Origin of the sequence: Xanthobacter lutulentifluminis (assembly GCF_043194675.2) — a bacterium.
GTDB lineage: Bacteria > Pseudomonadota > Alphaproteobacteria > Rhizobiales > Xanthobacteraceae > Xanthobacter.
In genome coordinates, this window is the sequence record NZ_CM195525.1 from 4,224,704 (window position 1) to 4,238,820 (window position 14,117).

Annotated in this window: 15 protein-coding genes and 1 pseudogene; 2 read left to right on the forward strand and 14 right to left on the reverse strand. The window is 71.3% G+C overall.

Annotated elements, in window-relative coordinates; genetic code table 11:
- Nucleotides 1-33: 33 nt before the first annotated feature.
- The 3 genes from V5F49_RS19635 to V5F49_RS19645 all read right to left on the reverse strand — a co-directional run bounded on the left by V5F49_RS19635 (nt 34) and on the right by V5F49_RS19645 (nt 2,593).
- Nucleotides 34-1,023: a class 1 fructose-bisphosphatase gene (locus V5F49_RS19635; protein ID WP_394114964.1), complete on the reverse strand. Its 990-nt coding sequence runs from the start codon at nt 1,021-1,023 to the stop codon at nt 34-36.
- 96 nt (nt 1,024-1,119) lie between these two features.
- Nucleotides 1,120-1,557 carry a dihydroneopterin aldolase gene (gene folB, locus V5F49_RS19640; RefSeq protein ID WP_394114965.1) on the reverse strand — a complete coding sequence of 146 codons (438 nt, stop codon included), beginning with the start codon at nt 1,555-1,557 and terminating at the stop codon, nt 1,120-1,122.
- Between the two features lie 70 nt (nt 1,558-1,627).
- Nucleotides 1,628-2,593: an ATP-grasp domain-containing protein gene (locus tag V5F49_RS19645; RefSeq protein WP_394114966.1), complete on the reverse strand. Its 966-nt coding sequence runs from the start codon at nt 2,591-2,593 to the stop codon at nt 1,628-1,630.
- A 36-nt stretch (nt 2,594-2,629) separates the two neighbouring features.
- On the opposite strand from V5F49_RS19645, the gene V5F49_RS19650 reads away from it, so the two are divergent.
- Nucleotides 2,630-3,337, forward strand: coding sequence for a HisA/HisF-related TIM barrel protein (locus tag V5F49_RS19650; protein WP_394114967.1), 708 nt, complete (start codon nt 2,630-2,632; stop codon nt 3,335-3,337).
- A 73-nt stretch (nt 3,338-3,410) separates the two neighbouring features.
- On the opposite strand, the gene V5F49_RS19655 is transcribed toward V5F49_RS19650, so the two are convergent.
- The 11 genes and pseudogenes from V5F49_RS19655 to V5F49_RS19705 all read right to left on the reverse strand — a co-directional run bounded on the left by V5F49_RS19655 (nt 3,411) and on the right by V5F49_RS19705 (nt 12,747).
- The gene (locus V5F49_RS19655; protein WP_394114968.1) at nt 3,411-3,578 is read right to left on the reverse strand and encodes a hypothetical protein; all 168 of its coding nucleotides are present in this window, start codon (nt 3,576-3,578) and stop codon (nt 3,411-3,413) included.
- 66 nt (nt 3,579-3,644) lie between these two features.
- A pseudogene (locus V5F49_RS19660) lies at nt 3,645-3,797 on the reverse strand (glycosyltransferase 61 family protein); the annotation flags it as partial.
- Nucleotides 3,731-3,982: a hypothetical protein gene (locus V5F49_RS19665; protein WP_394114969.1), complete on the reverse strand. Its 252-nt coding sequence runs from the start codon at nt 3,980-3,982 to the stop codon at nt 3,731-3,733. The gene V5F49_RS19665 and the pseudogene V5F49_RS19660, both read right to left, overlap by 67 nt.
- A 272-nt stretch (nt 3,983-4,254) precedes the next feature.
- The gene (locus V5F49_RS19670; RefSeq protein ID WP_394114970.1) at nt 4,255-5,202 is read right to left on the reverse strand and encodes a triphosphoribosyl-dephospho-CoA synthase; all 948 of its coding nucleotides are present in this window, start codon (nt 5,200-5,202) and stop codon (nt 4,255-4,257) included.
- 22 nt (nt 5,203-5,224) lie between these two features.
- Nucleotides 5,225-6,361, reverse strand: a complete 1,137-nt coding sequence (locus V5F49_RS19675; protein ID WP_394114971.1) for an ATP-grasp domain-containing protein — start codon at nt 6,359-6,361, stop codon at nt 5,225-5,227.
- Between the two features lie 129 nt (nt 6,362-6,490).
- On the reverse strand, nt 6,491-7,471 hold the full coding sequence (locus V5F49_RS19680) for a beta-ribofuranosylaminobenzene 5'-phosphate synthase family protein (RefSeq protein ID WP_394114972.1): 981 nt from the start codon (nt 7,469-7,471) through the stop codon (nt 6,491-6,493).
- Between the two features lie 8 nt (nt 7,472-7,479).
- Nucleotides 7,480-7,914, reverse strand: a complete 435-nt coding sequence (locus V5F49_RS19685) for an HIT family protein (RefSeq protein ID WP_394114973.1) — start codon at nt 7,912-7,914, stop codon at nt 7,480-7,482.
- A gap of 73 nt (nt 7,915-7,987) precedes the next feature.
- Nucleotides 7,988-8,920, reverse strand: coding sequence for a phosphate ABC transporter ATP-binding protein PstB (gene pstB / locus V5F49_RS19690; protein WP_394114974.1), 933 nt, complete (start codon nt 8,918-8,920; stop codon nt 7,988-7,990).
- 345 nt (nt 8,921-9,265) lie between these two features.
- The gene (locus tag V5F49_RS19695; protein ID WP_394114975.1) at nt 9,266-10,111 is read right to left on the reverse strand and encodes a transglutaminase domain-containing protein; all 846 of its coding nucleotides are present in this window, start codon (nt 10,109-10,111) and stop codon (nt 9,266-9,268) included.
- A gap of 74 nt (nt 10,112-10,185) precedes the next feature.
- Complete coding sequence (locus V5F49_RS19700; protein ID WP_394114976.1) at nt 10,186-11,136, reverse strand: alpha-E domain-containing protein; 951 nt, start codon at nt 11,134-11,136, stop codon at nt 10,186-10,188.
- Between the two features lie 195 nt (nt 11,137-11,331).
- Nucleotides 11,332-12,747, reverse strand: coding sequence for a circularly permuted type 2 ATP-grasp protein (locus V5F49_RS19705; RefSeq protein ID WP_394114977.1), 1,416 nt, complete (start codon nt 12,745-12,747; stop codon nt 11,332-11,334).
- 168 nt (nt 12,748-12,915) lie between these two features.
- Between V5F49_RS19705 and V5F49_RS19710 the strand changes: the two genes are divergently transcribed.
- Complete coding sequence (locus V5F49_RS19710; RefSeq protein WP_394114978.1) at nt 12,916-13,668, forward strand: competence/damage-inducible protein A; 753 nt, start codon at nt 12,916-12,918, stop codon at nt 13,666-13,668.
- Nucleotides 13,669-14,117 lie beyond the last annotated feature (449 nt).

Below are 14,117 nucleotides of genomic sequence, written 5' to 3' on the forward strand. Positions count from 1 at the left end.
GTCCGGCCCTGATCCCTTCGGCGCGCGGCCCGATCAGTAATAGGAGGCGATCTTCTCGACCTCGGCCCTGGAGCCGAACACCAGCGGGATGCGCTGGTGGATGTGGTGGGGCTCGATGTCCAGGATGCGGGTCTTGCCGTCGGTGGCGCCGCCCTTGGCCTGCTCCACCAGGAAGGCGAGCGGGAAGGCCTCGTAGATCAGGCGCAGGCGGCCGTTCTCGTAGCCCTTGCGCTTGTCGCCCGTGTACACGTAGACGCCGCCGCGGGTGAAGATGCGGAAGGCGTCGGCCACCATGGAGCCCACCCAGCGCATGTTGAAGTCCTTGCCGCGCGGGCCTTCCTTGCCGGCGAGGCAGTCCTCGATGTAGCGGCGCATGGGCTCGTGCCAGTGGCGCACGTTGGACTGGTTGACGCCGTATTCCTTGGTCTCGGCCGGAATTTCCACGTTGGTGCGGGCCAGCACGAAGGCGCCGCTCTGCCGGTCATGGACGAACACCTGCGTGCCGGCGCCGAAGGTGGCGACGAGGATGGTCGCCGGGCCGTAGGCGAGGAAGCCGGCCGCCACCTGGTTCGAGCCGGGCTGCATCACCGCCGTGACGGGATCGGTGTTCACCGCCGGGTCGTACGGCATGATGGAATAGATGGTGCCCACCGACACGTTGGTGTCGATGTTGGAGGAGCCGTCCAGCGGGTCCACCGCCACCACGAGGCGGCCTTCCGGGTTCACCGGGATCAGCGTCTCGCTCTCCTCGGAGGCGAGGAAGGCGGTGGGGGTGGGCTTGAGGGCGGCGAGGATGCGCTCCTCGGCCACCACGTCCAGCTCCTTCTGGGCGTCGCCGCCGGCGTTGGGGTCGACGCCCCGGATGGAGGCAAGGCCTTCCTCCAGCGGGCCGCGCGCCACGAGGTCGGCGATGCCGACGCCGGCCTCGGCGATGGCGGTCACGGTCGCGGCAATGGCCTTGCGGCCCGCGTCGTCGCCGGCCCAGGTTCCGAGGTAGGTCTGAAGGGTCACCAACTCGCTCACCGCGCGCTCCCATTCTCGTCCGGCGGATGTCTTCGCCGGGAGCCCCTTATGCCGCACTGCAGCACGCCCGGTAAAGCGGGCGCGGCGTTCGGTCCCTCAACGGGTGCGGATGATCTCGATGCCCACGTCGCCGAACACGCCGGTCACCGGCGCGCCGGGCTTGTGGACCACCACCCGCACCTGCTCCACGATCTCGAAATGGTCGAGCAGGCGCGTGGCGATGCGCTCCGCCAGGGTCTCGATCAGATGCACCGGATCGTCGGTGACGACGCCGGCGACCTGCTCGTAGATCTGCTGGTAGGAGACGGTGAGCGCCTCGTCGTCGGCCCAGGCCGCGGGACGGGTGTCGAGCCAGCAGTCCACGTCCACCACGAAGCGCTGGCCCAGCTCGCGCTCCGCCTCGAACACGCCGTGGCGGGCGTAGAAGGGCAGGGCCCGCAGGAACAGGCGGTCCGTGGTGTGGGGACGGGCGCGGGCTCCGGTCTCGGTTTCGGCCCGCGCATCGGCCAGCGAAGAGATGTCGTCAGATGTCATGAGGGCCTCACGCGGCACCGCGCCGCCCGCCTCGAACGGCGAGTCTTCCTATTGGTTTCGGCGGCGCCTTTCAACGGATCTTCACCTCGATGGGCGTCGGCCGCGGCAGGTGCGGCACGCTGGGCGGCCGCCCCTCGCGAATCAGCTCGGGCAGGAAGGCGAGCGGGTTCACCCCCAACGCCGCATGCAGGCCCGCATAGGAGACGCTGACACGCGGATTGATCTCCGCCACCAGCGGCCCCTCCGGCGTCAGGATCACGTCGATGCAGATGAAGCCGTTGAGGCCGGGGATGCCCTCCACCACCCGGCGGGCGAGATCCGCGAGGCGGCCGTCCTCGTCGGCGACGCCGCCCACCGTCACGCCCTCGAAGCCGAACACGCCCACGAGATGGGAGATGTGCAGCCGGTTCGCCGCCAGCAGCGTCACCCCGTCCGGCCGCACCAGCACGTTCAGGCTCGCCAGCGTTCCGTGGACGAAGGGCTGCACCACGAGCCCGGTGGCGCGGGGCAATGCCGCGCGGTTCGGCCAGGCGCGTGCCGTGCCCCAGCCCGCGCCTTCCTCCGGCCGGGTCACGAGATCGCCGTCGATGCCCGCGGGCAGCGCCTCGATGGGGTGGCACGGCACGTGGGGAATGCCGAGCTCGTCCAGCCGCCGCGCCAGCTTGAGGCGGTTGGTGGCGGTGGCGATGGCCGCCGGATCGGAGGCGATCAGCCGCTCTCCGCCCTCCTTCAGCAGCCGCACCATGCGCCCCAAGACGCCGCCGGTCTCCGGGCCGATGGGCCACACCACATCGCAATCTTGGGCAAGGCCCGACCACGTGATCCAGGGGTCCTCGCCCTTGCGGATGGGCACCGCATTCTCGTTGGGCGCCGGCAGCCGGTCGTCGTAGGCGAGGACGATGGTGATGCCCGGCAATCCTTCCAGATCGTTCACCAGCGCGTCCCGGATGAGGCGGCCTTCCGCCAGCGCGGCGTCGGGCAGGGGCTTGTCGCGCAATCCACCGGATGTCACGTACTCACAGATGAAGACGCGCATGGGACTCCTCTCGGCGCAGCGGACCAACCTTCTGACATGCAGCTTATCCCCGTCATTGACCTGAAGGGAGGGTGCGTCGTGCACGCACGGCGTGGACAGCGCGACGCATATCGTCCCATCCACAGCCCGCTGAGCCCGACCAGCGCGCCGGCCGACGTGGTGGCCGGGCTGATGGCGCTGGCCCCGTTCCGCACCCTCTACATCGCCGATCTCGACGCCATTGCGGGCTCCGGGAGCCACGATGCGGCCATCGCCGCGCTCGCGGCCGCCTGGCCGGCGGTGGAATTCTGGGTCGATGCCGGCGAGGCGGATGCCGACCGCGTGCGGCGCCGGGCCGCGGCCGGACCGGGCATCAGCGTGGTCGGGACCGAGGCGGTTGCCGATGCCGTCACGGGCGCGCGGGCGCTGGCGGCGGGCGGGGCGATCCTCTCGCTGGACCATGACGCCGCCGGCCCCGTTGGGCCTGAGGCGCTGCATGCGGACGCGACCCTCTGGCCGGCGCGGGTCATCGTCATGACGCTGGCGCGGGTGGGTTCCGGCGAGGGGCCGGACCTCGCGGCGCTGGCGCATGTGGCGGCCCGCGCCCGTGCCGCCGGGCGCACCCCGGTGCTGTTCGCCGCAGGAGGCGTGCGCGGCCCGCAGGATCTGGAGGCGCTGGCGCAGGCGGGAGCAGCCGGCGTGCTGGTGGCGAGCGCGCTCCACGACGGGCGGATTCCGCCGGAGGCCGCCGCCCGCTGGGTGTGAGGCGCCGCCGCGCCGGGCGCCTCGCCTGCTCAGGGGACGGGAGGGAAGGAGACCGGTGCCGGGCGGCGCGGGTTCAGGGCTTCAGGGTTTCCTGCCATTCCCGAATGTATCGCAGGTCCACCGTGAAGTTGCTGTGGCCGAGCTGCTCCGGCGCTTCCGCCTCACCGACGATGTAGGAAAAATCCTGCCCGACGATGTTCGCGATGTCCCAGAAGAAGAACTCGAATCCATAGTTCGGCATCAGGGCAAGTATCCTGCAGTCCGCGGGAGCGAACAGGATATTGGTCAGGGCGGCGCCGCTGATGCCTGCGATGGCCTCCGCGTTGGAGAACAATTGCACCTGCTCGGTGATGGAGAGGGTCTCCGGACGGACGATCTCGAAGCCCTGGGCGCTCAGGAGGGCGATGACGTCGGCTTCGTTGCGCAGCAGCCGGTCGCGTCGCGAATCTCGGCCATCCAGGCGTCGTTGAGAACCGCTTCGCTCCGGAACAGAACATTCTCGGTCTTCCGGCGCCAGTCCGGCGCGACATCCTGCATGTTGCTGATGGCGGGAGGCCTGCTCGGATATCTGCTGCGGCGCTGCACCGGCGTCACGTGCGCGACATCTGGGGTCAAATCTCGCACGCTCACGTTATTGCTTGTCATTCCCAGGTGCTCTCCCAGGTGCTCTGCTTCAGGTGGGCCGGTGCGCCTATCGGCCCCGCTGCGATGATGCCCGTTGATGTTGCGTCCTGCCGCCGGCGTGCCGCGTGGTGGGTGTTGCGCGGCGCAGCCTTGTGCGCGTGGTCGATGATCGCCCCTCGATGCCTCCTCACGCGAGCACCGCCATAGAAAATGCAACCCGTCAAGGCCGGCAGTCCCACCCCCCGACGCCGGCGGCGGTATCGGGATCGTCGGTCCTTGCGACAGCTGCCAATTCAGGCTCCGTCCGCCTCCAGCAGGGCGGCGAACACGCTGGCGACGGTGAGGTCCGCGCTGGTGCCGGGATTGAGCCCGCGTGCCTTCAGCGCGGCGTCGAACGCCATCAGCCGGGCGTGCCGCGCCGCCGGCGCAAGGGCGGGGAGGGCGGTGCGGATCGCTTCCGCCTCCGCCCGCACCGCCTCGGCGGCCTGCGGTCCGAACTTGCGGGCGATGTGGCTGTCGGGAAAGGCGCTGAGGAAGGCGAGATAGGCCGCCTCCACCCGCGCCGGGGCGAGGCATGCGGTGCCGGCCGGGGGCGGTTCGGCTGTTTCCGTTCCGGGCTCGGCCGGCGCTCGGCCGGTCGGCACATGGGCCGTGGCGTGCGGCGCTCCCGCCCTGCCGTCGCCGGACTCGGTGCGCAGGGCCGGCAGGCCGAGGGCGAAAATGTCCGCATAGACGGTCGCATACTGCCGGGCGATGCGGTCGCGGTCGGCGGTGAGCGCCATGGCGGCGGCGAGCGTGATGGCGGCCGGCGCCCGCACATCCGCCTCGGGCGCGTCGCCGAGACCGCCGGGGGAAGCGGCGGCGATGGCGCAAAAGGCGTCTCGCGCGTCGTCCACGTCCAGCTCCGCGAGCACGGCCGCGAGGCGGACGCGCAGATCGCCCGGCCCCGGCGCCTCGGCAGCGGCGGCGAGGGGGGCGCACAGCAGGATGATGCCGAGATTGGTGTTGCAGCCTGCCACCGCGAGCGAGGCCTCGACCGCCTCCCGGATGCGCATGCCCGCACGGGCGCCGGCGCGGGCGATGGCAGGCGCGGCTGCGGCGGCCGCCTGCTCGAACTGGGCCACCTCCATGCCGTGCCCGGCGGCGTGGACGTGGACGTTCCCGGGCTTCAGCGCCGCGAGCTCGGCCCGGCAGGCCGCCTCGAAGGCGCGGGCGATGCGGCCGGGGGCGAGCGCGCTCACGCCGACCGCGCGCGAGGCGGGATCAAGGAGCCGGCGCCGGCTCGGCCGCAAGGCCCAGCTCGCGACGCAGCGCCTGCGTGCGCTCGCGCATGCGGGCCTCGGCGATCTCCACGGTGGGGCCGGTGGCGCGCACCGTACACAGGGGCGATCCCTTGGCCACGGTGGCACCGGCCGGCGGGCGGTCGGCCACATGGTCGGGCCAGATCTCGCGGGGCACCACCATGTCCTCGTCGGCATAGATGACGCCGGCGGCATGGGCCTCGGAGGGCATGGGCAGCCCATCCGGCAGGCGCCCGCCGCAGGCGGCGAGGTGCAGGCCGAGCAGGGGCGGCATCGGGTCCACGTCGAAGATGTCGAGAGTGGCGCCGAGGCGCGGGTTCACCTCCACCAGGAACCAGCCGTGGTCGGACACCACGAAATCCATGGAGACCAGGCCCACGAGGCCGCAGGCGAGGGCGACGTTGAGCGCGCCCTGCCGCATGGCCGCGCCGAACGGCTCGGGCAGCGTGATGGGCCCGGCGGCGCCGCCGTAGCGGAACGGGTGCTCCGCATCGTCCGCGCGCCACTGGCGGGAGGCGCCGACGATGCGCGCGCCGGTGCCGTTGGCGAGCAGCAGCAGGGAGACGGACTGGCCTTCCTCCTCGCGCTGGAGGAAGTGGCCGGGCGGGGGCGGGGAGAGATCGCCCGCCGCGCGCCGGCGGATGTGGGCGCCGCCGGCGCCGCCGATCTTCTTCTCCAGCACGCTGGCGCCGGAGAGCAGGTCGGGCGCGGGCGCCTCCAGCGTCACCGCCGGATGGGGAATGCCGAGGTGGGCGCACAGGGCCGACAGCGCCAGCGGGTCCTTGAGGACGCGGACCGTCTCCGGCGCGTTGCCGAGGATGGGGTTGCGCTCCGCGATGCGCATCATGAGGGCCGGGTCGTCCTCCAGCCCGCCGCCGAGCACCACCGGCAGCCCGGGAGGCGCCAGCGAGCGCAGCGCCTGCACCAGATCGTCCGGATCGAAGGCGCAGCCGTTCTTGCGGTGCACGCGCACGCACCGCGCCGTATGGGCGCAGGTGTCCAGGTCCGCGAACAGGTCGAAGGAGAGCGCGGCGAAACCGGCGCGGGCGGCGCTGGCGGCCAGCGGCCGGGCGGAAAGGGCGATGAGGGCGATATCCATGGATCCCAGCCTGCTTGTTTTTCTGCGGCGCGTCCCGGTGTCTTGCGCACCGGCTCGCCCCCCGGGCGTCGCGCCGTCCTCCTGATGTGTGTCCCGTCCGTGGTTGCCGCGCCTTCGCGCAGCTTCCCCCTACAGGGCGACGATCTCGGCGCCCCGGTTGTTTCCCCGCACGCAGTCGAATGACAGGTTTGTGGACGATGCGAAGCGGCGGCGCAAGCTCCCGAGCAGCGCCTCGGCCTGAGGCACGTCGCCCACGATGGCGAAGCCGGTGGGCCCCCACGAGCTCTGGCCGACGCCGCGCACGCCCTCCGCCTCCAGCCATGCGGCGGCCTCCGCCACCCCGGCGCTGAGGAAGCGGCCGCCGCCCTGAGCTGCGGCATAATGATCACCCAGCGCCCGCTGCCAGTCGCCGATCACCGCGCCGAACCCGTCCGCATCGCCGAGGGCGAGGGCCGGCAGGGCCTGCATCAGCATCAGGTGGCAGACATGGGCGGCCGCCTCCGCCGGGAACGGCGGCAGGGCGGCCATGGCGCGGGTCTCGGCATCGCCGGACAGCCCTTCGCGGGCGCGGTCGTGAATGAGAAGGATGCGCCAGTTCTCGGGCACCGGCAGCCGGGCGAGAAGCGGCGGCGGATCGCCCGGGTCCGGCCCGCCCACCGGCTTGCCGCCGTCGAGGATGACGCCGCCCGCCTCGAACGCCTCCATGCCGATGGCCGAGCGCCGGCCCCGGCCGAGCAGCACCGCCACCTGCCGGGCGGTGAGCGCGTGGCCGCACAGCCGCGCCACCGCGACCCCCACGGAGAGGGCGAGCTGGGTGCCCGAGCCGAGCCCGTTGTGGGCGGGCAGGGCCGAATCCACCGCCACGGCGAAGGTCTCGGCATGGCCGAGCGCCGTCCGCACCCGGTCGCGGGCCCGGCCGGCGCGTTCGCAATCCGGTCCGCTCTGCGAGTCGGCGCCGGCGCGGGTGACGGTGACCGCCGTCACCGGCCGTTCCAGCGCGATGCCGAGGCTGCCGAAGCGCCGCCCCGTGCTGCCTCCAAGGTCGAGAAAACCCAGATGCAGCCGGGCCGGAGCGCGGACGGCGAGGCCCGCCGCGTGCGTGAGGTCCACGCCGCCGCTCACCCTTCGAGGGCGGCGCGCAGGCGCGCGGCGTGCTCGGCGAGCACCTCCGGCTTCTCCATGGCGCTCGCGGGCGGCTTCATGGCCACGCCGGCATGGCGCGGGATGACGTGGACATGCAGGTGGAACACCACCTGCCCGCCGGCCTCCTCGTTGAACTGCTGCACGGTGACGCCATCGGCGGAGAACGCGGCCTTGCCGGCGATGGCCACCTTCTTGGCGACCTTGGCCACGTGGGCGAGGTCGTCGGGCGTGATGTCGAGGATGTTGCGGGCCGGGGCCTTGGGGATCACCAGCGTATGGCCGGGGCAACGGGGCATGATGTCGAGGAAGGCGATGGCCTTGTCGTCCTCATACACCTTGTGCGCCGGCAGCTCGCCCCGAAGGATCTTGGCGAAGACGTTGCTGGGATCGTAGGCCGGCGTCGCGCTCATCGTGCTTCCTCCATGGTGGGGCAGGAGATTGCAGGGCGGGGGCGGAGGGTCAAGGGGGAGCCCGTGGCGCGCGTCAGCCGAAGCGGCCGGTCACGTAGTCCTGCGTGCGGCGGTCGCGCGGGTGGGTGAAGAGCGCGTCGGTGGGGCCGAACTCCACCAGCATGCCGAGATACATGAAGGCGGTGAAGTCCGAGACCCGCGCCGCCTGCTGGAGATTGTGGGTGACGATGACGAGGGTGAAGGTCGCCCGCAGCTCCTCCATGGTTTCCTCGATCCGGGCGGTGGTGACGGGATCGAGCGCCGAGCAGGGCTCGTCCAGCAGGATCACCTCCGGCCGCAGCGCGATGGTGCGGGCGATGCACAGCCGCTGCTGCTGCCCGCCGGAGAGGCTGAGGCCGCTCTGCGTGAGGATGTCCTTCACCTCGCCCCACAGCGCGGCCTTGCGCAGCGCCTCCTCCACCCGCGCGTCGAGGTCGGCGGACGAGAGCTCGGCATTGAGGCGCAGGCCGATGGCGACGTTGTCGTAGATGGACATGGGGAAGGGCGTCGGCTTCTGGAACACCATGCCGATGCGGCTGCGCAGCGCCACCGGGTCGAACGCGGGATCGAGGATGTTCGCCCCGTCCATGATCGCCTCGCCCTCCACCCGCTGGTCGGGATAGAGGTCGTACATGCGGTTGAAGACGCGCAGCAGCGTGGACTTGCCGCAGCCGGAGGGGCCGATGAGCGCTGTCACGCGGTTGGCGTGGATCGGCAGGCTCACGTCCGCGAGCGCCAGCGTCTCGCCATAATGGAAGGAAATGTGCCGGGCGTCGATCTTGACGGTGGCGGGGCCTTCGCCATCCGTGTCGGCGCCGGAGCGCTGGGCCGTGGGAACCGGCGGAGCAGGGGGGCGGCCGGCAGCGACGGTGCGCGGGACGGGCAGCGGCGCGCCGGAACGTGGCGCCAGCGGCGCACGTCGGGGCGCGGGGGAGATGCGAGCGGAGGCGATGGGCGCGATCGGCATGGCGGCTTCCCGGCTGACCGTTCGCGGGGAACGGGGCAAACAGTCTAGCCCCGGCCTGTGACAGTCGTGGGTTCACGATCCGCAACGACGGTCACCGCAGGTGCCGGGCGGCGCCGCCGCCACACGCGCCGCAGGAAAGCGCGCCGGTTTGCCGGGGTCCGAAGATCGCCCGGCCCTGTCGCCCGCGCCGCCGGGAACTGCCCCCCGGCAAGTGAGTGCCGGCAAGTGAGTGCCGGCGAGTGAGTGCCGGCAACTAAGCGCCGGCGAGAGAGCTCCGGCAAGCGAACTCCGGCAACTGACTGCCGGCAACCGAACTCCGGCGGGCGACCGCCGGAGCGCCGCCGCTCAGTTCTGGCCCTGGCTCTGGGCCTGCGCCAGCTTCAGCGCGGCGCGGCCGTCCCAGGCGCTCACGCGCTCCTCGAGGTCGAGGCCGGTGCTGCGCAGGGGGGCGACGCCGATGGCATCGAGGCCCACGGCGAGGCGCACATAATGGTCGGTGCCGCACAGGTTGCGGCCGGCATCGAACGAGACCCAGCCGATCTTCGGCACATAAGCCTCCGCCCAGTGCCGCGCCTTGCCTTCGCCGGCACCGTCCGCCTCGTCGTCCGGGGCCACATAGCCGGAGATGTGGCGGGCCGGGATGCCACGATGGCGGGCGGCCGCGGTGAAGACATGGGCGAGGCTGCCGGCACAGGCCTTGCCGGCCTTCAGGGCGGCGTCGGCGGACAAGGGGTCTCCCACCGGCGGCCCGTCCACCTCCTTCACCTTGCCATGCAGCGCCACCATGAGCGCGTGCAGGAGGGCGAGCGTGTCGTCAGCCGGCGCCTCTATGGCGTCGGCGAAGGCCGTCAGGGCGTCGGTCGGCTCGGTGAGGTCGGTCTGGCGCAGGAACAGGGAGGGCGGGAAACGCTCCACCGTGCCGCGGACGATGCCGGTGGTGTCCTGCGTCTCCACCTCGCCCTCGGCGATGACGATCAGCCGGTCGGTGGGGCCGTCCACCGAGAAGGTGTGGCAGATGTTGCCGAACGCATCCTCCTGCGGATGCAGCCGGCTGTCGGTGCTCAGATCGAGCGCCCAGCGCAGGATGAACTGGCCCTCGTGGGCGCGCGGGGTCAGGCGCACCGTCACCGACATGTTGCGGGTGCCAGGCTCCAGGCGCTGGGAGAGTTCGTGGCGGATGCGGATGCGCATGGCGGTCCTCGGCCGGTGCCGGCCTCTGCTTGACGAACGCGGGGGCCGCCCCGGTGGCGGGGCGGCCGGCTGCGTCAGGTGAGATACTGCTCGGTGATCTCGGCGCCGAGCTTGTTGTTGTCGGAGATGAACTCCGTGATGAACTCGTGCAGGCCGGTCTGGAAGATGTCGTCGATGGACTTGTTGGTGAGCTTCGCCAGGGTCGAGCGGGCGAGCCGCTGCGAGGGGCCCTGCCGGCCGTACACCGAGGCGATGTCGTCCAGGTTGCGCGCGAGGCTGTCGTAGCAGGCGGCCAGCGAGCGCGGCATCTGCCGGTTCAGGATCAGGAGGTCGGCCACCAGCCAGGGCTTCACGCTGTCGCGGTAGACCCAGTGGAAGGCGGTGAGCGCCGACACGGAGCGCAGGATCGATGCCCACTGGAAGTAATCGAGCGGACCGCCGACGTGCTCCTTCTCCGGCAGCAGCACGTGATACTTCACGTCGAGGATGCGCGCGGTGTTGTCGGCGCGCTCCAGCTGGGCGCCGGAGCGGGCGAACCAGTAGCCGTCATTGCGCAGCATGGTGCGGAAGGTGGCGCCGTCGAACCGGAGCGAGGTCTCCTTCACGAAGGCGAGGAAGCGCGCCAGCTCGTCGCGGGTCAGCGAGCGGTTGGGGAAGTTGCGCAGCTCGATCCAGGCCGAGTTGATGACGTCCCACATCTCCGAGGTCAGCGCGGTGCGCACGGAGCGGGCGTTGGTGCGCGCCACCTCGAAGCAGTTGCGGATGGAGGAGGGGTTCTCCGCCTCGAAGGCGAGGAAGGACACCACGTTCTCCTCGGTGGCCTCCTCCAGCGGCCCATAGCGGGCGGTGTAGTCGTCGGCGCAGCCGGCGGTCAGCACGGCCGAGCCCCACTCGTTGGTGGAGCCGCCGTAGGTGACGGGGGTGTAGGCGAGGCGCTGGGAGACGTCGAGGATGCGCGCGAGGCAGTCGGCGCGTTCCACGTAGCGGGTCAGCCAGTAGAGGTTGTCGGCGGTGCGCGAAAGCATGGGGAGCCCGTTGCGGAAGGAGATGGTCGGAAGCGCGGGGAACCCGCGCTCAGGCGTCCGGACCCAGGATGGAGCGCGCCGGGGGCGCGGCTCCGCGGGAGGAGGGAAGGGCGGACCCGGCCCGCCGCTCATCCGCCCGGGCCGGATCGAGGCCGGCCGGAGGGGCGGAAGCGGGGCGGGCGGGGGCCGCGGTGCTCATGCGTCCAGCACCCAGGTGTCCTTGGTGCCGCCGCCCTGGCTGGAGTTCACCACCAGCGAGCCTTCCTTCATGGCCACGCGGGTGAGGCCGCCCGGCACGATGCGCACCTTGTCCGAGCCGGACAGGATGAACGGCCGCAGGTCCACGTGGCGGGGGGCGATGCCCTTCTCCACGAGGGTCGGGCAGGTGGAGAGCGCCAGCGTCGGCTGGGCGATGAAGTTGGCCGGGTCGGCGATGAGCTTGGCGCGGAACGCCTCGATCTGCGCCTTGTCCGCGGCCGGGCCCACCAGCATGCCGTAGCCGCCGGAGCCGTGCACTTCCTTCACCACCAGCTCGGGCAGGTGCTCCAGCACGTACTTCAGGTGATCCGCCTCGCGGCAGCGCCATGTGGGTACGTTGGGGAGCAGAGGCTCCTCGCCGAGGTAGAACTTGATGATGTCCGGCATGTAGGAATAGACCGCCTTGTCGTCGGCGACGCCCGTTCCCACGGCGTTGGTGAGGGTGACGTTGCCGGCCTGGTAGGCGCTCATCAGCCCGGGCACGCCCAGCACGCTGTCGCGGCGGAAGGCGAGGGGGTCGAGGAAGTCGTCGTCGAGGCGGCGGTAGATCACGTCCACCCGCTTCGGCCCCTCGGTGGTGCGCATGAAGACCACGCCGTCCTTCACGAACAGGTCGCGGCCCTCCACCAGGTCGACGCCCAGCTTGTCGGCGAGGAAGGAGTGCTCGTAATAGGCCGAGTTGTAGATGCCGGGGGTGAGGATGACCACGTTCGGCTCGTGCCCGCCGTGGGGCGAGAGCGAGCGCAACGTGGCGAGCAGGTCGTCGGCGTATTTCTCGACCGGCGCCACCTTGTGCATGGAGAACAGCTCGGGGAACAGCCGCAGCATGATCTCCCGGTTCTCCAGCATGTAGGACACGCCGGACGGGGTGCGGGCGTTGTCCTCCAGCACGTAGAAGGTATCGGGATCGGTGCGCACGATGTCGATGCCGGCGATGTGCACGTAGATGTCGTGCGGCACGCGCTGGCCGTTCATCTCCGGGCGGAAGGCCGGGTTCTGGTAGACGAGGTTCTCCGGCACCACGCCGGCCTTGAGCACCTCGCGCTTCCCGTACACGTCCTTGATGTACATGTTCAGCGCCTTGACGCGCTGCTCCAGCCCGCGCGCGAGGCGGCCCCACTCGTCCTTGGTGATGATGCGCGGGACGATGTCGAACGGGATCAGGCGTTCCTGGGCGTTCTGCTCGCCGTAGACCGCGAAGGTGATGCCGATGCGGCGTAAGATGAATTCCGCCTCCTTGCGGCGGTGGTCCAGAACGTCCTGGGGCACGTCCGCGAGCCACCGCTTGAGGGTCTCGTACGCGGGCCTGACGGCGCCATCGGAACTGGACATTTCATCGAACGCTTGCCGCATTGGGACCGTCACTCCGCGCCCTGAGAACCGAACGGGACTCTACAAACATCGTGCCAAAGAAGTGCTAAAGGGGGAAGCAGACGAAAGCGCAAAGCTTTGGCTTTCGGGCTGTTCATTATTTGGGCAATCGACCGGGATGTGCTCCCGGCGCGGGCAGGGGTCTGACACATGGGCGAGGCAGACGGCGCGCAATCGGTCACGGCGGCGCTGGTGGTCATCGGCGACGAGGTTCTCTCCGGCCGGACCAAGGACAAGAACATCGGGCACATCGCCGAACGACTCACCGAGGTGGGCATAGACCTGCGCGAGGTGCGCATCGTCGCCGACGTCGAAGAGGACATCGTGGTGGCCATCAACGCCCTGCGGGCCCGCTTCACCTACGTCTTCACCACCGGCGGCATCGGCCCCACCCATGACGACATCACCGCCGATGCGGTGGCCAGGGCGTTCGGCGTCTCCATCGACGTGGACCCGCGGGCGCGGGCGATGCTGCTCGAGTACATCGCCGAGAAGGACCTGAACGAGGCCCGCCTGCGCATGGCCCGCATTCCCGCCGGCGCCAGCCTGGTGGTGAACGAGGTGTCCAAGGCGCCGGGGTTCCGGATCGGCAACGTGATCGTCATGGCCGGCGTGCCGCGCATCATGCAGTCCATGCTGGAGGCGGTGCTGCCCGAGCTCGAGAAGGGCCTCCCGATGCTTTCCCGCACCGTCCTCGCCGATGCCAAGGAGGGCGACATCGCCGCGCCCCTGCGGGAGATCGCGGCGGCGTTTCCGCAGGCCATCATCGGCTCGTATCCGTTCCGCGACGAGACCGATGGCCGCTTCAAGACCAATCTCGTGGTGCGGGCCCGCGATCCCGAGCTGCTCGCGGCGGCCGGGGATGCGGTGGCGGCCATGGTGGCGCAGGCCACGGGCGGCTGAGGGGAGCGGGGCAGGGGGCGGCTGGCGCCATCTGGCGGCGGGCTCTGGGCACGGGCTGCGCGACGGCCTCGGCTGAGGCCTGTGGGGCCCCAATGGGGGCATGAAACGTCACGGCGGAGTGGACTGCCTGCGTGCCGCGGGGCGCTGCTGCTGCGGCGTCGCGCTCGCCCGCCGGGAGCCGAGGCACCCGCCCAGCCGGCCCGGGCCCCTGCCGACGGCAGGCGACCTGTCAGATCGAGGCCTTCACGCGCAGCAAAGCGTCGGTCAAGCGCCGCTTCGGCGAGTGAGGGAGGCCGCGCATTCGCACCGCATGTGCCGGGCCGGCCTTCTGGCCTGCCGGCCGTCCGCAATGAGTGGGGCCATCGGCCTTCCCCGTGGCCGTCAGGAGGCCCCGCCGCGCCCCGGAAGAGCCGTCGAGGGGTGGGGCGGCCGTGGTGTCGTGACGTGGA